Source organism: Secundilactobacillus sp. MJ173, assembly GCF_059704265.1.
This window is the reverse complement of the sequence record NZ_BAAKGN010000049.1, coordinates 23,260-44,163: the sequence shown is the minus strand read 5'-3', so window position 1 is coordinate 44,163 and position 20,904 is coordinate 23,260. Positions and strand designations below refer to the sequence as shown.

The following is a 20,904-nucleotide window of genomic DNA, read 5'->3' as shown; positions in this document are numbered from 1 at the left end:
AAAACAGGATGACGTTTCTTTATATTTAATCCCAGTAAAAACTTAACCAATCCTTTATCGTTTTTCGATAAAACCCATGCTATACTAACATCAACGAAAACAAGATTGGGGGCATCACCATGCGAACGGGAACTTGGTTTTTACGGATTATATTAGGCGGTTTAGCACTCTTAGTCATCGCGGTTGGACTGATTCCGTTTCCGATTATGCTAAAGGAAATGTTTACTCATGCACCGCACCATTTGAACATCGTTGTGGTAATCTTAGGTATCGGTATTTACCTTGCGATTATCGGTTTCTTGACAGCTGTCTTCTTTGCTGAACAACTATTGGGTGTCATCGACCGCAATCAGGCCTTTAGCACCCACGCGGTCACGTGCCTTACCCACTTAAAATGGGCCTTGGTAACAGTTACTGCGGGCGTTTGGCTGTGGTTGCCCTTTATTTTTGCGGCTACTCAGCTGGATGACGCCCCCGGTTTATTACTGATTGGTTTCGTGCTTGCTGCCGCGCCGTTGGTTTTAACTGTCTTTATAGCTATCCTTGTCCGGCTATGGCGTGCGGCTTTACGGATTAAAAACGAAAACGATTTAACAATCTAGGAGTTCAAAATATGATTGAAATTACGCTAGATGAACTATTAGCCAAGCGCCATATGACCTTGACACAGCTTTCAACAGCCGTTGGCGTCACCATCGCTAATCTGTCGATTCTTAAAACGGGAAAGGCTAAGGCAGTCCGCTTTTCAACACTAGAAAAAATTTGTCAGGTATTGGACTGCCAGCCTGGCGATATTTTGCATTATCGGCCAACTAAATAAATAGGGCACATAACTGATCTTCATGTCAGCCATGTGCCCTTTTTGTATCTTCACTTTAGTGTTGCGGTTTAAATGCTCGAGTAGCCTTGATCGCAATCTGCCAGCCATCATACAGATGTGCACGCCGCTCATCGGTCATTTCCGGTGTAAACGTCCTACCAGCCGCGTGAATCTTGCTGACTTCATCTAAATCCTTCCAATAGCCGATTGCAAGACCAGCACAGATTGCTGCTCCCAGCGCCGTGGTCTCCTCCTCACTGGAGCGAACAATCGGCAGGTTCAAAATATCCGCCTGGAACTGCATCAAGTAACGGTTCCGTGAAGCCCCGCCATCGGCCAAGATCTCCACCACCGGCATTTCGGTGTCTTGCCGCATCGTCTCGATGATATCACGGGTTTGATAAGCAATAGATTGCAGCGTAGCCTTCACAAAATCGCTGCGATTCGTTCCGCGAGTAAGACCGAAGACGGCACCACGAGCATCTTGATCCCAGTACGGCGCCCCTAACCCGTTAAAGGCCGGTACCACGTATACTTCATCGTCATTGGTTGATGCCATGGCAACTTGTCGAGATTGAGGGACATTATCAATGATTTTCATGGTTTCCTGTAGCCAGTTCAGCGCTGTCCCCGCCACGAAGATTGACCCTTCGAGGGCGTAGGTCACTTTACCATCCAAATCGTAAGCAATCGTCGTCAGTAGTTTGTGCTTCGACAGTTGCGGCTTATCACCCGTATTCATCACGATGAAGGCCCCGTCACCATACGTGTTTTTAACTTCCCCAGGCTTGAAAGCCATCTGGCCAATCAAAGCGGCTTGTTGGTCCCCCACTAACCCGCAGATTGGCACTTCAACACCGTAAAATTGGTAATTTTTAGTGGTGCCATATACTTCAGAACAAGAGTGGATTTCTGGCAGCATCTTCTTGGGAATGTTCAAAATTTTAAGGATCTCATCATCCCATTTTAAATCGTGAATGTTAAACATCATGGTTCGGCTGGCATTGGTGTAATCGGTAATGTGTAATTGGCCATCGGAGAGCTTCCAAACTAGCCAGCTATCCACGGTACCCATCAATAGTTCGCCCTTCTCAGCACGCTCTTGCGCACCAGGCACATGATCCAACAGCCACCGAACCTTAGTTGCTGAGAAATATGAATCAATCACAAGTCCGGTATGTTCATGAATCAAGTCAGAATAGCCATCCGTCACCATCTGCTTCGCAATCGGTGCGGTTTGCTTCGACAGCCAGCCAATAGCGTGGTAAATAGGCTGACCGGTAGCCTTATCCCAAATCACAGTAGTTTCACGTTGGCTTGAAATCCCAATACCATCAATGTTTTCAGGATGAACGCCCGCATCGATCAAAGCCGTCGCAATGACCGATTGAACAGAGTTCCAAAGTTCATTAGCGTCGACTTCAACCCAACCATTGTGCGGATAGTATTGTGGAAACGACTTCTGACTCTCAATCACTTTACGACCTGTGTGGTCAAATAACATTGCGCGGGTCACCGAAGTCCCCTGATCGATTGCGAGTATATAATGTTCCGGCTCCTTCATTGCCATAACGATTTAATCCCTCCAACTTTGTGATAAGTAAACGGTTTCAAAACTAGTCTTACTGTATCACATTCACAAAGTTCATGTCATTAATTATGACGCAATCTCAGCCAATTATTAGTCTTTCTTAGTAGTATTTTCATGCTTAAACCACCACGGTAGCTTGGTGACATGTTATAATATCAATATAAAAGAAGCCCTACTGGAGTAGGACTTCCTTGCAGAGCCGTTAATGACGGTGGCATGTTTAGAACTTAAAAATCATTCCGGTACTCGCCAAAGTTAGCGGAATGGTTTTTATTTTAATCTTTTTTTGAGTTTCCGATACATATCGATTAGCCTGATTACAGCAGAAATCAATGCCACCACCACTAACTTCCCTGTTTTATCAGTATGTATGAAAAGCGTATTTACTTGATTTGAAAATCATTAATTTCAAACCATTAATTTCAAACAAATAACTCTAAAAAAGATAACCCCCACACAGCAACTGCTCACTGCATGAGGGTTATTTATTTTTTAACTATCGTTTTATGACGACACGAATATCAGCTGATTTGTCGGTATTCGTTGGGTTTAATTCTTCTTTATAGTTGAAATCTGCTTCTTGGAAATACTTCTTGATTTCCGCGTTAACATCTTCAATCGGGCGTTTATCGTTATCCTGTTGCGTAACCAATAGGGTATATTGTTTAGCGTCTTCATCAACGTCTTCAAATGCGTAGATTACATCTACCGTATTCAAAATTTCTTGAATCATTTGTCGTTCTGTCATTGCCATCTTCATTTACCTCGTTTAATTTTAGTTACAATACTAATGTAACCCTCTTTCGGGGGAATGTTAAATATTTTAACGGAGAGATGGTGCTTTGTATGTTAGAATTGAAAACAAATTATCAATCTGTTAACTTCATTTTAAGGAAGAGGAGGAATCGTCCTTGCGCCCACGAATTGCACTACCAGCTGATACCTTAGCTGAAGCTACCAATATTATTAACGAACGAAACGCTGCCTTTGCGCCCCGGCCTGCTATTGAGGCCATTGTAAAAGCTGGTGGCCTACCCATTATTTTCCCCAGTGTTGATCCCAAAGACGTTGTCGACTACATAGATTTATTTGATGGTGTTGCCTTTCTTGGTGGCGCTGATGTTGATCCCACTTTTTATGGTGAAGAACCTCACGAAAAGCTTGGCGTAACCTACCGCAAACGGGATTTATTCGAGATTGAACTGCTCAAACAGGCTGTTGCAAAAGGTAAGGCTATTTTTGGCATTTGCCGTGGCATGCAGCTGATCAATGCTGGATTAGGCGGAACCGTCTACCAGGATCTGTCGGAAAATCCCCACGCTACGTTAAAACATAACCAAGCAGCCGCTGGCAACATGCCGTCACATCACGTGTCCGTGGATCCGGACAGTCGGCTCTTTAACATCGTAGGAGAACGGCCTTACGTGAACTCCCGGCACCACGAAGCCGTTAAAAAGCTGGCTAGCAGTTTAAAGGTGACGGCTCGCGCAGATGATGGTGTTATTGAAGCTTTAGAATCCATTGATAACGACCAGATTTTAGCCGTCCAATGGCATCCGGAAAACATGTATAAGCATCATGAAGACTCGAAAGCCCTTTTTGCGGACTTGATTGCTCGCAGTCAAAAGGTGGCTGAACGAGATCGAAAATAAGCTGATATAACCCAAGAAGCTGTGACAAAACTCGGTAGATTCCAGAATATAACACCCCAAAACGTCATTCCGATGGTTTTTATCGGGATGGCGTTTTGGGGTGTTATATGGCCGGAATCTGAGTTTTGACGCGCGATTAGGCTATGTTAACGTATTGGAATCAAAGTATCATTATGACTAATCGTAGCTAAAAAATGGATTGAAATACTTACCAATATAGACTTATGGCACAACCTCTTTTTTCGTTTAGAGAATACAGCTTATTCAGTCTTCGACGCTGTGATCTGCGCCAACTGAACACCCGGCAAAAACTGCCAATCTTTCTGATAGAATGCCTGTTCCCAGAAGTCCCACTCGAACTCACAGCTTTCTAGAAAACTGCGCTTAATCTCATCAAGCCGATCTCGACTGTATTTTGGCGCTTCACGATCCAAGATATCAAAGAATGGAAAGCGCTGAGAGGAGTCGTCATCATCCGGTGCGTAGAGTTCAATCCAAGGTGTAAACGGATTTTCAGGCGTATTCTTTCCCTGAGCAACTAAAGTTTTGCCAATTTCACCGTAAGTCCAAGGACATGGCGTCATGGCAGCGATAATATCAATCAAGTCACCCTTCTTTAACACTTCCAGCATATGATTCGTATATAGCTTGGTAGTTGGCGTCATCGGTTGCCCTTGGAGTGACTCGTACGAAGTCCCGGCAACCTCACAGAAGTTTTGATGCGCTTTGGATTCACCTCCGAGCAAAAAATCAATCTGTTGGCTGATAATCTGCATATCCTCACGCGAAGTACTCTTCAAGAGTGCCACCGCATCAGCATGTAAAAACTCATTTAGATAATTATAATCCTGCGTCACGTAAAACATGAGCGCTTCCCTAGATAACTGTCCGGCTGCAATGCCTTTAACAAAGGGATGAGCCATGATGTGATTTAAAATGGGAGTTCCTGCTTCAATTAGTTCTGTCGAAAAGTCCATAAAATAATCTCTGCTACTGATAACTTATAAAAAGTTATAGATTATTCTTGCTTCTACCTATCCTGTCTCGCATAAAACTCGCTAATACAGTTGGTATGATAGTCCACAAGCGTTAATTCCCGGCTAGCCACCGGTACATACTTTGAGGCCTGTTTAGTAGGCTAATTCAAAGTTTTCAGTATCCCTGATATTCAGGGCCGCATTAATATCGCGATCTTCGGTATAGTTACAGTTTCGACATTCATACATCCGATCTTTCAATTTCAAATCAACTTTTTTATGACCAAAGTGGTGGCACAATTTGGAAGTCGGTTCAAAACGGTGGGTCAGATGTACGGGAATGCCTAACCACTGGCATTTAGAAACTAATTTGATTCTAAAATTGTAGAATCCTTGGTGACTAATATCCTTGGCTAAATGTCGGTTTTTCATCATACCTCTAACATTCAAGTCTTCTAAGGCTACCCACTGCGGTTTGGTTCTCACTACAGTAGCGATAATCTTATTTTGATAATCTGACTGAATATTGGTTAATCGTTGATATAAGCGTTGCACTTTCAGCTGAGTTTTGGCTAGATTTAAATCAGTAGCAGATTTCCCTTCTTTCTGTCTTCTAGCTTTCAGTGCTTGATACTGACGAGACATTTTTCTTTGCAGGCGTCTAAGGCGTTTTCTGATGCGCTTTATCCGACTACTTTTATTCTGATTGTGATACAAAGTACCATCATTTAAGATGGCAAATTCTTTTAGACCAAGATCAATGCCAATTGGGTCGCCAGTTAATTCTAACTTTGGCAGTTCAGCCTGTTCCACCAAACAGGTCAGGTAATACCGACCTGCCTTAAATTTGATTCGGCCCTGTTTGATAATGAAGTGTTCTGAGTCTGTAGGAATATAACCGCATTCTTTTAGACGTATCCAACCGAGCTTCGGTAACTTGATTCGGTGACGCTGACAGGGAATAATTTGCGTTTTGCTGTTCTTAACAAAGTAGTAACTACCCTGCCCCCGTTTAAATGATCGCCAACGGGGGAAACCACTTTGTTTCTTGAAAAACCGCTTCATAGCCGTATCAGCATCAATAAAAGCCTGTTTAACCGATTTAGCGTACAGATCCTTAATCCACACGTCGTCAGGGTTAACCTCTAGGTACTCATGATTAAACCACTTACTAAAAGCATAAGCATTTAAGTAGTAGTAGCCTTGCTCATAGCGTTGTTTGTTGATGTCTAGAAACAAATTGTAAGCCCAACGACTACCGCTAATGTGAGAATCAATCAGCCATGCTTGTTTGGCGGTGGGTTTAATTTCAACTTGGTAGGTGGTTAGCATAAGATCACCTTTTCATGTTCCTTTACAAAATTTTATATAAAATGAGGTACAGGTAGCACCTCCTTTTATAATTTTCAACATAGAAGCTAGGAACTCCCTACTCTGAAAGTTCTGAATTATTCGATTAATCGGCTTCCCTTCGCTAGTACTAACTAGATCAGGTTTAAAGGGTATTTCTCAGCACGGGGCACCCCTAGCGTTATGTTAAAGTGAGTATAGCATTTTTATACGTAAAGCGAAATCAATTAGTTGGCGTAAAGAGACGGTAACATAAGTGTACTTAAATTCGATCCGTCAATATAGCCTAATCGTGTTCTACAACTCAGATTCCGGCCATGTAACGTAAACAAGCCACTCCGACAAAAAACATCGAAATGGCTTGTTTACGTTACATCCTGGAATCTACCGAGTTGTATCACACACTCTTTTGCATCAACTGTTGCAACGTCGCAAAGACTTGTTTACTCTCCGGTAAGCCCGGCCACATCAAGAAATCGTGCAACATATTTTTCATTTCATGTACATCAACCTGCGTACCATCGGCCTGCTTTAGCTTATCAGCCAACTTGCGATGGTCAGGCAATAACAATTCCGTTGTACCATACCAAAGACTAACGCGGCCCAAGTGATCCATGGGGCCGTTCAGTGGGGTAACTAATGGATCGTCTAATACCAAATTACCCGCATAATTGGCGCCAACCTGACGCATAGCCTGCAATGGTAATTCTGGATCAGTTTGGTGGCGCTTGACAATTTCCGGATCACGCATGGCTAAGTCGGCCCATGGTGACACTAATACGGTGGAACTCGGCAGCGGCCGCTGTTTAGCGCGCAGTTGCTGTAAGAGTACCAGCGCTAATCCTGCACCAGACGAATCCGCCAACCAGTAAAACTGATCATCCGGATACTCTGCCTGCAGTTCCACATAGGCATCTAGCGAAGCTGGCACCGTCACCACAGCCGTATTTTCAGGGGCTAATGGAAAATCCAACATGGTTGCCTTAGCGCCCATATCCGACACAATCGTTTCCATCCACTGACGGTGACTGTCGGTGGCGGGTACCGTGTAAGCACCCCCGTGAAAAATAACCACGTGCTGGTGCGTTTCCGATTCTGGCAGAAGCGTGACTAAACGTCCGCGTTCTAGTGGCACCACTTTCACTTGGTCAGGCTGCTTGAAGTTGCTTGGATCAAGGTGATCCGTTCGCCGGCTAGGATGCAGAAAGCTGGTTGCCACCTGCTGTTTTAACCGACTACGTTTTGTCTTAAATAGAAGCCAATCACCACGTACACTCATCTATTCAACCTCCTGATTACGCACTGTAAATCGTTGGTGTTGATGCTTCGGGGATTCAATTTCATCCAAAATCGCTAATGCCATATTACCATGAGAGAGTTCGGATTTGCCTTTTGAATCAACCAAAATTTGATCTGTTCCTAAGACATACCCGTTAGTTGGACCCGAGCCAAAGTTACGTGATGGTGAAACGGCCACCCAATCAACGTTATCGATCATTTGCAGAAATTCGTATTCGTAGGTTTGATTCAGCGGGGTTCCAATCCACTGATCATGATCTGGCATTGTCAATAACTGGTCCAATAGGCGCTGACCATCAGGCAGCTTTAAGCTGGCCGCGCCAATAATCACAAATAAACGCGTGTTAGTATCACGTAAATCATGCACCAACTTAGTCAGTAGGTCTAAATGTAAATAGGCCAACGGTGCCCCCATAGGAACCGCAAACGCATCAACGACAACGTCAAAAGCGGCTAAATCAGCTTGAGTTAAGTCAAACGCATCTGTAACTAACAGCTGTGCATCATCACCCAGCGCTTCACGTGCCCGTTCTTCATTACGTACTATAGCTGTGGGTTCATGGCCGCGTTTCTTTGCCTCCGCATACACGGCTGAACCCGTTTTGCCATTGCCGCCAATAATCCCGATTTTCATCATGATCACCTTCCCGTGACAATATTGATACGACAATTATAGCGCTTTCATTTACTTTAAAAAAGCAATTTGCCAATCAATACCACCCCTACCCAGCATCTTGAAACATGAAATGGTTCGCTAATTGGGTTACAATAAAGGGACGCATGTATGACATCAACGAGGGGGGACTTTCATGCAACAAGCTAATCAACGTGTACTCACAATGGACCACGGCTATAACTTTCGGGAACTTGGCGGCTATCCCGCCCGCGACGGTCAAACCGTCAAATGGCAGCGCGTGATTCGCACCGGAACACTGGCTCACTTATCGGATCGGGATCAGCAGACTTTAGTTGACTATGGTCTTAAGTATGATGTGGATTTCCGTTCTAATGGAGAAGTAGCCGAAGCACCAGATCATATTCCTAGCAGCATCGTTTATCGTCACCTCCCAGTTTTTCCTGATGATAAAACGGATGCGTCAAAAACGCAGGCTCAACTCGACGCCGAACTGAAAGCACGAAAGAAGAGTGGCTTTGAGCACATGGTCAACGTCTACCAAGAAATGGTGATCGAACCTCAGGCCCATTCCGCTTACCAGACCTTTTTTGCCATGCTGTTGAATAATACTAACGAAAAAGACGTTCTCCTATTCCACTGCACAGCTGGTAAAGACCGAACTGGTATGGGTGCGACGTTTTTCCTTTCAGCATTAGGCGTGTCACCAAAAATCATCAAACAAGATTACCTATTAACCAACGATGTTTTATCACCATTCGTTCAAACACGGTTAACTAAGGCCAAAAACGAGGGCGTTACTGGCACAATGTTGGCTACCATAAAAGCCCAAATGTCAGTTTCAAGCGGTTATTTTGATGCCGCAATGAAAGCTATCGATAACTATTACGGCTCAATGCCACAATTTTTAAATAAAGCACTGCAATTATCTCATGAAGACATTGCTGATTTGAAGAAACTCTACTTAACTCATTAATTCATGGAGGTTAGAACTTGAAAAAAACAGTTACACTTGGACTCCCACTGGCAGCCGTCGCTACAGGCGCACTATACGTCAGTCACTACCTATTTAACATCGCGTTTAAGCGGGTTAACTACGTGCCAGAAACCTCTAAAGAAAAGCAAAAATACGCTCAACAATACTACGACGACGTAGATTGGTTTAAACAGATTCCACAGGAAACCTGGTATTTGAATAAAAATGACCCACATAAACGACTAGTGGCAACCTTCATTCAACACCCTGATCACTTGAAAAAAACAGTCATTATTTCCCACGGCTATAAGGGAAACCGTGAGACCATGTCGAGTTATGCGAAAATGTTTTACAACTTAGGCTTTAACATTTTGATGCCTGACGACCGCGCTCATGGGGACAGCGCTGGCAAATACATTAATTTTGGTTGGCTGGACCGACTTGATTACATGAGCTGGATCAACAAACTGATCGACATCAAGGGGGAAGACGAAAAGATCCTGCTCTTTGGCGTTAGCATGGGTGGCGCTACCATGGAAATGCTGTCGGGGGAAAATCTACCGACACAGGTAAAAGCCATTATTGCAGATTGTGGCTACTCCAGTATCAAAGAAGAGATGACTTATCTGCTAAAGGAACAGTATCATCTACCTGAATACCCCATTGAACCAATGGTCAGCACCATTAATCGTCACCGATTAGGGTTTTATCTGAGCGACGTGTCTTCTATGGAACAGCTGAAAAAGAACCGTCGCCCGATTCTATTTATCCACGGTGGCAAGGATACGTATGTGCCAGTTAGAATGGCCTACGAAAACTACCGTGCTACCAAGGCACCCAAGCAACTTTGGATCGTCAAAAACGCTACTCACGCCGAAAGTTTCTGGTATAATCCGGCAGCTTATCAGGCACGTGTTTCAACGTTTTTAAAAACTTATTTCTAACATAAGAAAAACTTCAAACATATCCCGTTTGAATTTCACACTTTTGTCACATTTTGTTGATATATTTATATCATAGCAAAGGTAATAAGCTATACCTCTTAATTTTAAGAGGGTACACTTCCTTGTTTCATCAGTTTCCTCTCCCCTAGGAACTGATTGCATGTGGGATCTATCCTCCTCCCCCTAGAAACGGATCCCATGCTCCTCTTTAATACCTTCCAATTCCCCCCTTAAATTGGAAAGTTAATCCCTATTAAAAAAACCAAACTCCAACGAGTTTGGTTTTTTAATAGGGATTTTTACTGTTATATAGCCGAATCGGGCTACACCAGGCAGACAGCTGCATGTAAGGGACTTCAGGCACAAATCCAAGCCCAGGATTTATACCTGAAGTCCCTTACACTCCGCTATCTAACCGCCTGGTTCCGCACCTTACTTTAACCCAATCCTCTCAAATATCTCATCCACCCTGCGGATATGATAATGATAATCAAAGGCATCATTAATATCGTCCTCTGATAGATGGGACATGATGGTTTCATTTCCTTCCACTAGCGGACGGAACTGGACGCCCTCATCCCACGCTTTAGCCGTCAACGGTTGAACTAAATCGTAGGCCGTTTCTCTCGTTAAACCAGCGTCAATCAGCTTCAACATTACCCGCTGACTGTAAATCAAGCCATAGGTTAAGGTCATATTATGCTTCATCCGCTCTGGGAAGACCGTTAAGTTTTCCACGATTTTTGCAAACCGATGCAACATGTAATCTAGCGTTGCAGTGGTATCCGGTAAGATGATTCGTTCCGCTGAAGAATGGGAAATATCACGTTCATGCCATAAGGCAACGTCCTCGTACGCTGTTTGAACATGGCCCCGTAAGACCCGTGCCAAACCGGTAATATTTTCTGAACCGATTGGGTTTCGCTTATGCGGCATCGCTGATGAACCCTTTTGACCTTTATTGAAATGTTCTTCCACTTCATGAATTTCAGAACGCTGTAAGGCACGAATCTCAGTAGCGAATTCTTCCAAGCTAGTGCCAATCAAAGCCAAAGTAGCGATGTAGTTAGCATGCAAGTCTCGAGGCAGCACTTGACTAGTAATCTCTTGTGCCCGAATTCCTAACTTTTGGCAAACATACTTTTCAACAAATGGCGGTACGTTAGCAAACGTCCCCACAGCCCCACTGATTTTACCAGCTTCCACTTCAGCGGCAGCTTCATTGAACCGGTCGATATCGCGGTTGATTTCAGAATACCAACGGGCTAATTTCAGCCCAAAAGTGGTTGGTTCCGCCTGAACACCGTGGGTCCGGCCAATCATCACCGTATCCTTATATTTAAGTGCCTGTTTTTTAACAACTTCTTTTAAATGTAATAAATCTTGTCGCAATAGTTCGTTGGCTTGCTTCAGACGGTAGCCCTGCGCTGTATCCACAACGTCAGTGCTCGTCATGCCATAATGGATCCATTTGCGTTCTTCCCCCAGTGATTCAGACACATCACGGGTAAATGCCACAACATCATGATGAGTAACAGCTTCGATTTCAGCAATTCGATCCTCATTAAAAGTAGCCTCCTCGTTGATCTTATCAACGTCTTCTTGAGGGACGACCCCTAATTGAGCCCACGCTTCATCCACCGCAATTTCGACTTCCAGCCAAGATTGATACTGGTTATGGAGCGACCAAATTTCCGCCATTTCTGGGCGTGTATATCTTTCGAGCATTATAGTCCTCATTTCTGATTAATTTCATTAAAATACGAACATTAATTGAAATTCATTGCTGAATTTCCACTAAAATCATAACATAATATCCGTGAGTTTGCATAACTAATTTAGATGGTAGTTAATTACAATTTTATTTTCATCCTATAAGCTAGTAGTAAATACGACATTTAAGAACATTAAACACATTTTTATTATTAATATTCGTATTTTAGCTTGATTTTTCAATCTTAAGTTGGTAATATATAAATTGCTGGGTTGTTCGTGTTTAACTCACTCAGCAATTTATAGATATGAGGTGTTCTAATGTCATCTATCGTAGTAGTAGGGAGTCAATGGGGCGATGAAGGTAAGGGTAAGATTACCGACTTTCTGAGCAAGCAGGCCGATGTTGTGGCGCGTTATCAAGGTGGCGACAACGCCGGACATACCATTGTCTTCAAAGGTGAAACTTATAAGTTACACTTAATTCCATCTGGGATCTTCTACTCAGACAAGTTAAGTGTCATTGGTAACGGTGTTGTGCTTAACCCCAAGTCATTGGTTGAAGAACTCCATTACCTGCACGACCGCAACGTTTCTACGGATAATCTGCGGATTTCTAACCGGGCACACGTTATTCTGCCCTACCACATCCTCATTGATCAATTACAAGAAGAAGCTAAAACAGCTAAAATCGGCACTACTAATAAGGGTATCGGCCCAGCTTACATGGATAAAGCTGAACGAATCGGTATTCGAGTAGCTGATTTACTTGAAAAAGATACGTTTGAAGAAAAACTACGTCAAAATCTTGAAGAAAAGAACGAAATGATCACGAAACTTTACGATCATGAACCGTTGAAGTTCGACGATATTTACGAACCTTTCTATGAATATGGTCAAGAAATCAAACAGTATGTGACCGATACTTCAGTGGTCATCAACGATGCTATCGATGCCGGCAAACACGTCCTCTTTGAAGGCGCTCAAGGTGTCATGTTGGATATCGACCATGGGACTTACCCATTCGTAACTAGTTCCAGCCCAGTTGCCGGTGGTGTCACTATCGGTAACGGCGTTGGTCCTTCGAAGATCGACGAAGTAGTTGGTGCCTGCAAAGCTTACACTTCACGTGTTGGCGACGGTCCATTCCCAACTGAATTAAACGACGAAACTGGCGACTTCATCCGTGAAGCCGGCCATGAATATGGTACTGTTACCAAACGTCCACGCCGAATCGGCTGGTTCGATTCCGTTGTGCTGCGTCACGCTAAGCGGGTGTCTGGTTTAACTCACCTCTCACTAAACTGTTTAGATGTGCTGACTGGTCTGAAGACCTTGAAGATTGCGTCAGCCTATGAACTTGATGGCGAAACGATTTACCACTACCCAGCAAGTTTGAAGGAACTCAGAAACTGTAAACCAGTCTACGAAGAATTCCCAGGCTGGGACGAAGATATTACTGGCGTTAAGAAGTTTGAAGATTTACCCGTTAACGCTCAGAACTATGTTAACCGACTGTCTGAACTGGTCGGCGTTGATATCGCCACCTTCTCAGTTGGCCCTGACCGGACTCAAACCAACGTCTTGATTGACGCTTGGCAAGATACAGACGCACCTGTTAAAGAATAAGGAGTAATGCAATGATGAACCCAGAAGTATTTGACTACGAAGACATTCAACTGATCCCAAATAAATGTATTATTGAGAGCCGATCCGAAGCCGATACTTCCGTCAAATTTGGCCCGCGGACATTCAAGATTCCAGTAGTACCTGCCAACATGGAGACCGTAATCAACGATGACCTTGCTGTTTGGTTGGCTCAAAACGATTATTTCTACATCATGCACCGTTTCCAACCAGAAAAGCGGCACGACTTCGTTAAAATGATGCATAGCAAGGATCTCTTCGCTTCAATCAGTGTCGGCGTCAAGCAGGAAGAACTTGATTTCATTCAAGAGTTAGCAGATGCCAACGATGTCCCAGAATACATCACTATCGACATCGCCCATGGGCATTCCAACTCTGTGATCCGAATGATTCAGCACATCAAGCAATACCTGCCCGGTAGCTTCGTCATTGCTGGTAACGTCGGTACTCCTGAAGCCGTCCGCGAACTGGAAAACGCCGGTGCCGATGCAACTAAAGTGGGCATTGGCCCAGGCAAAGCTTGCATTACCAAGCTAAAAACCGGTTTTGGTACTGGTGGCTGGCAATTAGCCGCTCTACGACTTTGCTCCAAGGCTGCCAGCAAGCCCCTCATCGCTGATGGCGGGATTCGCTACAACGGCGACATTGCTAAATCGATTCGTTTCGGCGCCAGCATGGTTATGATTGGTTCACTCATGGCCGGTCATTTACAATCACCTGGTACGATGATCAAAATCGATGGCAAGAGCTACAAGCAATACTGGGGTTCTGCTTCAGAAACTCAAAAAGGTGCCTACCGTAACGTGGAAGGCAAGCAAATGTTAGTGCCTTATCGCGGTGACATTGCTGACACCCTTTCTGAAATGCAACAAGATTTGCAGAGTTCGATCTCATACGCTGGTGGCAACAAGCTGATGGACATCCGCTTAGTTGACTACGTGGTGGTTAAGAACTCGGTTTTGAATGGTGATTCATACTAAAGCAATCAAAAAAAGTCCAGCGAAAAATTTTCGTTGAACGTTTTTTTATGTGATTATTCCGTTTCAGCCTGTGGTAACTTCTTCAACCCAATCCCAGTGTACCCGCTTAAAATGGAAAATACCGGTGACAAGAGACTGAAGAAACAAAATGGCAGAAACGCCAGCGTGCTAACGCCAAGAGTGCCAGCCGCAAAGGAGCTAGCAACGCCCCACGGCACCAAGTAGTTAATCACCGTACCGCCATCTTCCAGTACCCGGCTCAACGCCAAATTGTCTAAGCCATGATCATTAAACGGTTTCTTAAAGGCTTTCCCAGGCAAAATGGTCGATAAGTATTGTTCCCCGACAAACAAGTTCACGCCGATGCCGGCAAAAATACCAGCAGTGACCAAATCCCCATTTCGGTGTAATGGGGCTACCAATGGCTGCATCGCAATTTGAATTAAATCGAATTTCATCAGTAAACCACCCAAAGAAAGGGTCATAAAGATCAGTGAAACAGTCCCCATCATGGAAGAAATCCCACCCCGAGTGAGCAAAGCGTCCACAGCTTGATTCCCCGTATGAGAAACAAAACCGGTTTCCATCATCTTGACCAAGGCCGCAATCTTCGTTGAAGGATCTTCAATAAAGATCATCCCCACCGCCACGGTGATATTAATCAATAACGTACCAATCGCTGGAATTTTCATAAACGCACAGATAAACATCAGCAGAATCGGCAACGCCGCCCACCAGGTAATGTCATAGTGACTGCTAAGCACGTTTACCGTCGAAGATACCTTTGTCAGTGCATCACTGCTAGCAGCACCATGACCTAGAACAGCGTATAAAATTAATGACACTAAAAATGATGGAATCGTCGACCACATCAGATTTTTAATGTGCTTAAACAAGTCGGCATCCGCGATTGCAGCCGCTAAATTAGTTGAATCTGAAAGTGGCGACGTCTTATCACCGAAAATAGCACCGGAAATAATCGCACCGGCAACCAAGGCTGGATTAAGACTCATAGTGGTCCCCATCCCAAACAGTGCGATTCCAACCGTGGAAATAGTGGTAAAAGCGCTCCCAATAGAAGTCCCAATCAACGCACACACCAGAAAGACTGACGGCACAAACCACTGAACACTAAGCATGTGAAATCCCGCCACCATCAAGGACGGAATGATCCCAGCTGCAATCCAGACACTGATCAGTACCCCAATCAAAATAAAGATAAAAATCGGCACGATCCCAGTTGAAACACCCTCAGTGATCCCCTTATGAATCTCATCCCAACTAAAATGTCGGATTTTCGCCCAAAGAATGACTAGCGCAATGACTACTAACACCGGGATCTGTGGACTAATTCGAAAACCAATGACGCCGACCCCCATGACAACAAGCATCATCAATAACACAGCGATTGCCTCACCAAATTTAACGTTCGACCGCTTTTCCATCGTTACCAATCCCTTCTAAATAAAAATCGTCCCCGCTACGTCATAGACGCAACAGGGACGATTGGACTAACCGTGGTACCACCCAGCTTAGGAGTACACAGACTCCTCACTCACTAGATGATAACGGATCTAGAACTTTCCGTACGATGCTCCTCAGTATTTGGTCACACAGCCCTGATCGGTTCGCAGCAACCACCGACTTCCTGACACCCAGACTGTGCACTACTTGAGTTGAGTAGCAATAAAGTAGGTTAATGCTATCATGTCGAATGGTAACGTGTCAAGCAACAAACCGTCACTATTGTCACTAGCTATTTAAACGGCTTCATGTTTTCCGTCTTTGCCCGCTGTTCCAGCACATCCGTGAGTCGATTAGTCACACTCAGTGGCACTTGAATAAGTGGAATCAATATGTTGGGGTGATCCGGATCAGGCACTTCAGCAGCATTCTTACGATCTGGCACCATGGCTTCTAAGTCCACTTTTTTCAAGTGAAATTGCCGAGCGTAATAAATGACTTCTTGATAGGCCATATTTTTGAAGTAAAAATAATACATAAACCCAGCGGCAGCAACATACCAGAAAACGGTCCATGGCAGTCCAATTTTCGCTGGATCCAGTAACTTAAACACGACTGCGCAGATAACAAAAATCACGTAAATCACAACAGAAATCGTCATCCATTTTGCTCGATGTGTCAAAAAAATCGCTCCTCTGCTTGGTTATCTTCGTCGTTCAAAACCATACCATCATTCTAACGAAGCTAGCTTGGGTAAGCAAATAAAGCTCATTCCGACAAAGTACGCCGAAATGAGCTTTATTCACGTTAAATTCTGAAATCTAGCAAGTTTTGTTACGCACTCTTATTTTCTAGCGCCATATTTCTGCGACTTTTTCAGCCATTCAGAATTCTGAGGATCTGGACCAACTCGCTTGCCCTGATCCAGCTTAGCAATCTCTGACATTTCAGCTTCATCAAGACCAAAGGCAAAGATATTGCGATTGGCCTTGACCCGGTCTTCATGGACTGACTTAGGAATAACAATTTCTTCACGTTGAACGTGCCAACGTAAAATCACTTGGGCTGGTGTAACGTTGTGATCCTTTGCCAACTTCACAAATAGTGGATCGTTAACCGCGTTATTTTTGCCACCGCCAAGTGGGCTCCAAGCCTCATGCTGAATACCTTGAGACTCAAGATAAGCATGCATTTCTGTTTGCTGGAAGTATGGGTGGGTTTCAATTTGATCAACGACTGGCTTGATTTCAGTCTGACTCATCAAATCTTCCAGCTGATTTTGTTCAAAGTTAGACACACCAATGTTCTTGATTTTACCATCGCGGTAAAGGTCTTCCATGGCTTTCCAGCTATCGACGTAACCAGGTGCTGGCCAGTGAATCAAATAAAGGTCCAAATAATCCAGACCTAACTTAGTCAAACTTTCTTGGAACGCCTGCTTGGTTTCGTCATACCCGCGGACGTTGTTCCAGAGCTTTGACGTAATGAAAAGGTCTTTACGGTCTAAACCGCTTTCCCGAATCGCTTCACCAACCCACTGTTCGTTACCGTAGTATGCAGCCGTATCGATGTGCCGATAGCCGGCTTTCAGCGCCCACTTCACGGAATTTTTAATATCGCTTGCATTATCAACTTGGAAAACACCCAAGCCTAACTGCGGAATCGTATGATTGTTTGCTAACGGAATCTGAGGAATATCATTATGCACAATAAAAACCACCTTTCAAAATTATGTACTTTGTCGTCTCTCAATCTTAATGGGCGTAAACAACGATTTTACTGGTTGCGTCTGGTCAATCAGCATCTGCATTCCCAGGGTACCCATCTCATAAAAAGCCTGGGTCACCGTGGTTAATTGCGGTCTCACAATCTCTGCTAAATAAGTCCCATCGATGCTGATAATTGCCAATTGTTCGGGTACTTTAAGGTTAAACTGAACGGCTCGATTGAGAACCCCAATAGATGCTAAATCACTAGCACCGATAATCGCTGTCACCTCTGGCTGCTGACCAAAAGTTTTCATCGCATTGGCGCCATCATCATAGGTGTACATTCCAGTCTGGATCCAGTCATCTTTAACTGGTAACGCTGACTGCCGCATCGCAGCTTGATAGCCAGCGACGCGCTGTTGACCGATATGTTCACTAATATCCACCGCCACCAAGCCAATTTTGCGATGCCCCTTCTCAATCAGATATCGCGTGGCCTGATAGCCAATCTGATAATCATCAGAAGCAATGGAAGGTAGTCGATCACTATTATACGAAGTCGACAAGAAACGGTAAGGGATCTGTGATGTTTGTAATAGCTGTAAATTTTGATCTGTCAATTGAATCGCCACCACTAAGATGCCCTTCACAGACCGTTCAATCAACGTCTTAAGTGCCCGCTCCTGTAACTGCGGATCGTTTTGACCTGCATAGAGCATAATCACGCTAAGTCCGTGCTTGAGCGCCTCATCTTGAATACCATCAATAATTTTATTGGAAAAATTAGTCTTAACGGAAGAAATAATCACCCCAATAACCTGACTTTTCTTGGTCACTAGTTCAACCGCACTGATATTTTTTTCATATCCTAAAGACGTAGCAACCTGACGCACTCGTTGCGCAGTACGTTCTGAATAATAGCCCTCTTTATTGGCCAGCACACGGGAAACCGTAGCGGTAGAAACCCCTGCTTGTTCCGCCACATCCTTGATGGTCGCCGTCATTCAATCGCCCCTTTTCCCTATGTCACATTAACTTTCATTCTACCATAAACCACCTACTAAATTTACCACACTAAGATTTATCAAATTAACACTCTAAGTGCAACACATTAACTGACGCGATTTCAGCAAAGATTAGCCTACTTTTACGCGTCAAATTTTACAAAATGAGTAAAAAATAGTAAACTTTAGGCCTAAATGAGTTAAACTAGCACTAGTAGTATTTTAATGGCTTGCTCGCTCGTTCTTGATATTGGAGGTATTTTACGTGAATAATCAAGAACCGCAATCGCGTATGCAACGTTATAATTTCAACACCGATAATCAGTCAGCCAATAAGCGTAAGCCACCGAAACGGCCGTCGCATTTCCGACAAATTATCATCAGTTTTCTAGTAACACTCGTGCTGATCGTGGGTGTTGGCGTTTGGCTTGCTAACCGCTCGACTACAGTCGAAAATGGTGCTCAAAACACCGAACAATCTGTTAAAGACAATAGTTCCAGTAATACCGGGTCTGATGATGCATCACAAGATGGTGCGTCTACTTCAGACCCAAACAATTCTGCTGATAACCGCTCAGACGGTTCAGTGTATGATGATAAAGGGATCACTGCATCTCAGCGAAGCTCTTTGCAAAGTTCGATTAATCAGGAATCAGATGCAACAATTAAGAACAGCGAACAAAAAAAGTTAGACGATACAAAGGCCAAGTCCAGTACTCAGCAATCGTCTAGCTCTGCCAATACTACTTCTAACTCAGCTGGGTCATCTTCCAAGAAAACCGACAACAGTAGTAACAACTCAGGATCCATCACATTCAGTCAGCCTCATACCTTCTCTTCCGTCTCGGACGCGAAGAGTTGGGCCCAAGCCACGAAATCGCAATGGCTGAAGGATGGATATTCTACCTATACGATTACTTCAGATGCACAGGGTAACTACGTGCTTCGTTTCGTGAAGTAATGAGTCGTGCTTTATTCAGTCGAACTTGATCAAAAGCAGCGTTCATCAAATACCAGATGGTGTTTGATGAACGCTGCTTTTGAATTTTCAGCTATTCAACTGATTGAAACCGCGAAAAATCTAGCTGCATGATCAAAATAGCAATGATGATCAAAATACCGCCCATCAGCAAATGCATGGTGAAAGGTTCGAACCCAAGAATGACAGAGAAAATACTACCAAACATGGATTCAGTCATTAAGATCAAACCAGCGGGTGTCGGATCCGTAAACCGTTGACCAACGATTTGAAGCGTTTGAGCTCCAAATGAAGAAACGATTCCTAGTACAATCACTGGCCATAAACCCGCCTGCCAATTGATGGCACCATAGCTGGCGTGTTCAAAAAGCAGCGACCAGATTAGGCCAAAACCGCCCTGCGTGATTCCCAGCATAAATGACAGCACAAAGGGACTGGTGTTAGCTGACCGCATTCCAAAGTAAACGATTTGAAGTGCGTAGAAAAAGGCCGATATTAAGGTTAATAAATCACCAATATGCAGTGTAAACCCATTAACCAATATATTGGTTAGAAAACCCATCCCGATAATCGCAATAATAATAGCAAGATAACTCTTCGGTTCAGGACGCCGTTTATACATTAACCAAATAATAATGGGGATAATCACCACGTAAACCGCCGTTAAAAACGCGTTATTTGAGGGCGTGGTGTACCGTAATCCCCAAGTTTGAAACTGGTAACCCAAAAAGTTGATAAATCCAGCAACCAGTCCCAGGCGTAGATCAGCCGTGGTCATTTTCAGGATTGCTTTGTGAAAGAAAAGAAAGGCTAAGCCAGCGTAGATAAATCCACGAATGGCGTTGATCAAGCCAGCTTGTATATTGGCGTTAGTCGCCATCTTTGAAAAAATGTAACCGGCGCCCCAGATCATGGCTGCCATGAGCAGCATGAGGTTGGCGCGTCCTTTTGAAATTTGCATGGAAAACTCCTTTATTAAGGTGTGGAAGAAAGCGGTTAGGGAGCGGAGTGTAAGACAGATTCGGCAAAAATCCCGGGTTTGAATTTATGCCGGAGCTGACTTACATGCAGCTCTCTGCTTTCTGGAACCTGATTAGATAAGGTGTGGAAGAAAGCGGTTAGAGAGCGGAGTGTAAGCTGGCTCTGGCAAAAATCCCGAACTTGG

20 protein-coding genes and 1 riboswitch are annotated in these 20,904 nt (G+C 44.1%); of the genes, 8 read left to right on the top strand and 12 right to left on the bottom strand.

Annotated features, from left to right (window positions below; all coding sequences use genetic code 11):
* The first annotated feature begins 119 nt into the window (after positions 1-119).
* Both AC6H04_RS07815 and AC6H04_RS07810 read left to right on the top strand, forming a co-directional pair.
* Positions 120-602, top strand: coding sequence for a DUF2975 domain-containing protein (locus AC6H04_RS07815; protein WP_497571161.1), 483 nt, complete (start codon positions 120-122; stop codon positions 600-602).
* A gap of 11 nt (positions 603-613) precedes the next feature.
* On the top strand, positions 614-820 hold the full coding sequence (locus AC6H04_RS07810; protein ID WP_497571160.1) for a helix-turn-helix domain-containing protein: 207 nt from the start codon (positions 614-616) through the stop codon (positions 818-820).
* A gap of 55 nt (positions 821-875) precedes the next feature.
* Here AC6H04_RS07810 and glpK read toward each other — a convergent pair whose 3' ends face one another.
* A complete protein-coding gene (glpK, locus tag AC6H04_RS07805; RefSeq protein ID WP_497571159.1) occupies positions 876-2,390 on the bottom strand; it encodes a glycerol kinase GlpK in 1,515 nt (504 codons plus the stop codon).
* Positions 2,391-2,907: 517 nt separating this feature from the next.
* Positions 2,908-3,159 (bottom strand): hypothetical protein, encoded by a 252-nt coding sequence (locus AC6H04_RS07800; RefSeq protein WP_497571164.1) that lies wholly within the window; start codon positions 3,157-3,159, stop codon positions 2,908-2,910.
* 163 nt (positions 3,160-3,322) lie between these two features.
* On the opposite strand from AC6H04_RS07800, the gene AC6H04_RS07795 reads away from it, so the two are divergent.
* On the top strand, positions 3,323-4,063 hold the full coding sequence (locus AC6H04_RS07795; RefSeq protein WP_497571158.1) for a gamma-glutamyl-gamma-aminobutyrate hydrolase family protein: 741 nt from the start codon (positions 3,323-3,325) through the stop codon (positions 4,061-4,063).
* Between the two features lie 260 nt (positions 4,064-4,323).
* On the opposite strand, the gene tenA is transcribed toward AC6H04_RS07795, so the two are convergent.
* From tenA to AC6H04_RS07775, 4 genes are all read right to left on the bottom strand, one after another.
* The gene (gene tenA / locus AC6H04_RS07790; protein WP_497571157.1) at positions 4,324-5,040 is read right to left on the bottom strand and encodes a thiaminase II; all 717 of its coding nucleotides are present in this window, start codon (positions 5,038-5,040) and stop codon (positions 4,324-4,326) included.
* A 153-nt stretch (positions 5,041-5,193) separates the two neighbouring features.
* Positions 5,194-6,372 (bottom strand): RNA-guided endonuclease InsQ/TnpB family protein, encoded by a 1,179-nt coding sequence (locus AC6H04_RS07785; protein WP_497571156.1) that lies wholly within the window; start codon positions 6,370-6,372, stop codon positions 5,194-5,196.
* A 117-nt stretch (positions 6,373-6,489) separates the two neighbouring features.
* Positions 6,490-6,577: riboswitch (TPP riboswitch) on the bottom strand.
* 210 nt (positions 6,578-6,787) lie between these two features.
* Complete coding sequence (locus AC6H04_RS07780) at positions 6,788-7,669, bottom strand: alpha/beta hydrolase fold domain-containing protein (protein WP_497571155.1); 882 nt, start codon at positions 7,667-7,669, stop codon at positions 6,788-6,790.
* Positions 7,670-8,326, bottom strand: a complete 657-nt coding sequence (locus AC6H04_RS07775; protein ID WP_497571154.1) for an NAD(P)H-binding protein — start codon at positions 8,324-8,326, stop codon at positions 7,670-7,672.
* Positions 8,327-8,498: 172 nt separating this feature from the next.
* On the opposite strand from AC6H04_RS07775, the gene AC6H04_RS07770 reads away from it, so the two are divergent.
* Entirely contained in the window at positions 8,499-9,299 is an 801-nt protein-coding gene (locus AC6H04_RS07770) for a tyrosine-protein phosphatase (protein ID WP_497571153.1), read from the top strand.
* 17 nt (positions 9,300-9,316) lie between these two features.
* A complete protein-coding gene (locus AC6H04_RS07765; protein ID WP_497571152.1) occupies positions 9,317-10,243 on the top strand; it encodes an alpha/beta hydrolase in 927 nt (308 codons plus the stop codon).
* Positions 10,244-10,675: 432 nt separating this feature from the next.
* On the opposite strand, the gene purB is transcribed toward AC6H04_RS07765, so the two are convergent.
* Positions 10,676-11,971 (bottom strand): adenylosuccinate lyase, encoded by a 1,296-nt coding sequence (gene purB / locus AC6H04_RS07760; protein ID WP_497571151.1) that lies wholly within the window; start codon positions 11,969-11,971, stop codon positions 10,676-10,678.
* A gap of 306 nt (positions 11,972-12,277) precedes the next feature.
* On the opposite strand from purB, the gene AC6H04_RS07755 reads away from it, so the two are divergent.
* Together AC6H04_RS07755 and AC6H04_RS07750 are read left to right on the top strand one after the other, a co-directional pair.
* Positions 12,278-13,585 carry an adenylosuccinate synthase gene (locus AC6H04_RS07755; RefSeq protein WP_497571150.1) on the top strand — a complete coding sequence of 436 codons (1,308 nt, stop codon included), beginning with the start codon at positions 12,278-12,280 and terminating at the stop codon, positions 13,583-13,585.
* A 14-nt stretch (positions 13,586-13,599) separates the two neighbouring features.
* The gene (locus AC6H04_RS07750; RefSeq protein ID WP_497571163.1) at positions 13,600-14,583 is read left to right on the top strand and encodes a GMP reductase; all 984 of its coding nucleotides are present in this window, start codon (positions 13,600-13,602) and stop codon (positions 14,581-14,583) included.
* A gap of 53 nt (positions 14,584-14,636) precedes the next feature.
* Here the strand turns inward: AC6H04_RS07750 and nhaC are convergent, their stop codons facing one another.
* The 4 genes from nhaC to AC6H04_RS07730 all read right to left on the bottom strand — a co-directional run bounded on the left by nhaC (position 14,637) and on the right by AC6H04_RS07730 (position 18,760).
* Positions 14,637-16,028: a Na+/H+ antiporter NhaC gene (gene nhaC / locus AC6H04_RS07745; protein ID WP_497571149.1), complete on the bottom strand. Its 1,392-nt coding sequence runs from the start codon at positions 16,026-16,028 to the stop codon at positions 14,637-14,639.
* 311 nt (positions 16,029-16,339) lie between these two features.
* On the bottom strand, positions 16,340-16,729 hold the full coding sequence (locus AC6H04_RS07740) for a hypothetical protein (RefSeq protein WP_497571148.1): 390 nt from the start codon (positions 16,727-16,729) through the stop codon (positions 16,340-16,342).
* A 162-nt stretch (positions 16,730-16,891) separates the two neighbouring features.
* The gene (locus AC6H04_RS07735) at positions 16,892-17,755 is read right to left on the bottom strand and encodes an aldo/keto reductase (protein ID WP_497571147.1); all 864 of its coding nucleotides are present in this window, start codon (positions 17,753-17,755) and stop codon (positions 16,892-16,894) included.
* A 21-nt stretch (positions 17,756-17,776) separates the two neighbouring features.
* Complete coding sequence (locus tag AC6H04_RS07730) at positions 17,777-18,760, bottom strand: LacI family DNA-binding transcriptional regulator (protein WP_497571146.1); 984 nt, start codon at positions 18,758-18,760, stop codon at positions 17,777-17,779.
* 265 nt (positions 18,761-19,025) lie between these two features.
* On the opposite strand from AC6H04_RS07730, the gene AC6H04_RS07725 reads away from it, so the two are divergent.
* Positions 19,026-19,721, top strand: a complete 696-nt coding sequence (locus AC6H04_RS07725; protein WP_497571145.1) for a hypothetical protein — start codon at positions 19,026-19,028, stop codon at positions 19,719-19,721.
* A 91-nt stretch (positions 19,722-19,812) separates the two neighbouring features.
* Here AC6H04_RS07725 and AC6H04_RS07720 read toward each other — a convergent pair whose 3' ends face one another.
* Positions 19,813-20,700, bottom strand: coding sequence for a DMT family transporter (locus AC6H04_RS07720; RefSeq protein WP_497571144.1), 888 nt, complete (start codon positions 20,698-20,700; stop codon positions 19,813-19,815).
* Positions 20,701-20,904: the final 204 nt, after the last annotated feature.

Bases quoted from the DNA above. Each gene is read 5' to 3' on its own strand.
- AC6H04_RS07815 (WP_497571161.1), top strand. From the start codon at position 120: ATGCGAACGGGAACTTGGTTTTTACGGATTATATTAGGCGGTTTAGCA.
- AC6H04_RS07810 (WP_497571160.1), top strand. From the start codon at position 614: ATGATTGAAATTACGCTAGATGAACTATTAGCCAAGCGCCATATGACC.
- glpK (WP_497571159.1), bottom strand. From the start codon at position 2,390: ATGGCAATGAAGGAGCCGGAACATTATATACTCGCAATCGATCAGGGG.
- AC6H04_RS07800 (WP_497571164.1), bottom strand. From the start codon at position 3,159: ATGACAGAACGACAAATGATTCAAGAAATTTTGAATACGGTAGATGTA.
- tenA (WP_497571157.1), bottom strand. From the start codon at position 5,040: ATGGACTTTTCGACAGAACTAATTGAAGCAGGAACTCCCATTTTAAAT.
- AC6H04_RS07785 (WP_497571156.1), bottom strand. From the start codon at position 6,372: ATGCTAACCACCTACCAAGTTGAAATTAAACCCACCGCCAAACAAGCA.
- AC6H04_RS07780 (WP_497571155.1), bottom strand. From the start codon at position 7,669: ATGAGTGTACGTGGTGATTGGCTTCTATTTAAGACAAAACGTAGTCGG.
- AC6H04_RS07775 (WP_497571154.1), bottom strand. From the start codon at position 8,326: ATGATGAAAATCGGGATTATTGGCGGCAATGGCAAAACGGGTTCAGCC.
- AC6H04_RS07770 (WP_497571153.1), top strand. From the start codon at position 8,499: ATGCAACAAGCTAATCAACGTGTACTCACAATGGACCACGGCTATAAC.
- purB (WP_497571151.1), bottom strand. From the start codon at position 11,971: ATGCTCGAAAGATATACACGCCCAGAAATGGCGGAAATTTGGTCGCTC.
- AC6H04_RS07755 (WP_497571150.1), top strand. From the start codon at position 12,278: ATGTCATCTATCGTAGTAGTAGGGAGTCAATGGGGCGATGAAGGTAAG.
- AC6H04_RS07750 (WP_497571163.1), top strand. From the start codon at position 13,600: ATGAACCCAGAAGTATTTGACTACGAAGACATTCAACTGATCCCAAAT.
- nhaC (WP_497571149.1), bottom strand. From the start codon at position 16,028: ATGGAAAAGCGGTCGAACGTTAAATTTGGTGAGGCAATCGCTGTGTTA.
- AC6H04_RS07730 (WP_497571146.1), bottom strand. From the start codon at position 18,760: ATGACGGCGACCATCAAGGATGTGGCGGAACAAGCAGGGGTTTCTACC.
- AC6H04_RS07720 (WP_497571144.1), bottom strand. From the start codon at position 20,700: ATGCAAATTTCAAAAGGACGCGCCAACCTCATGCTGCTCATGGCAGCC.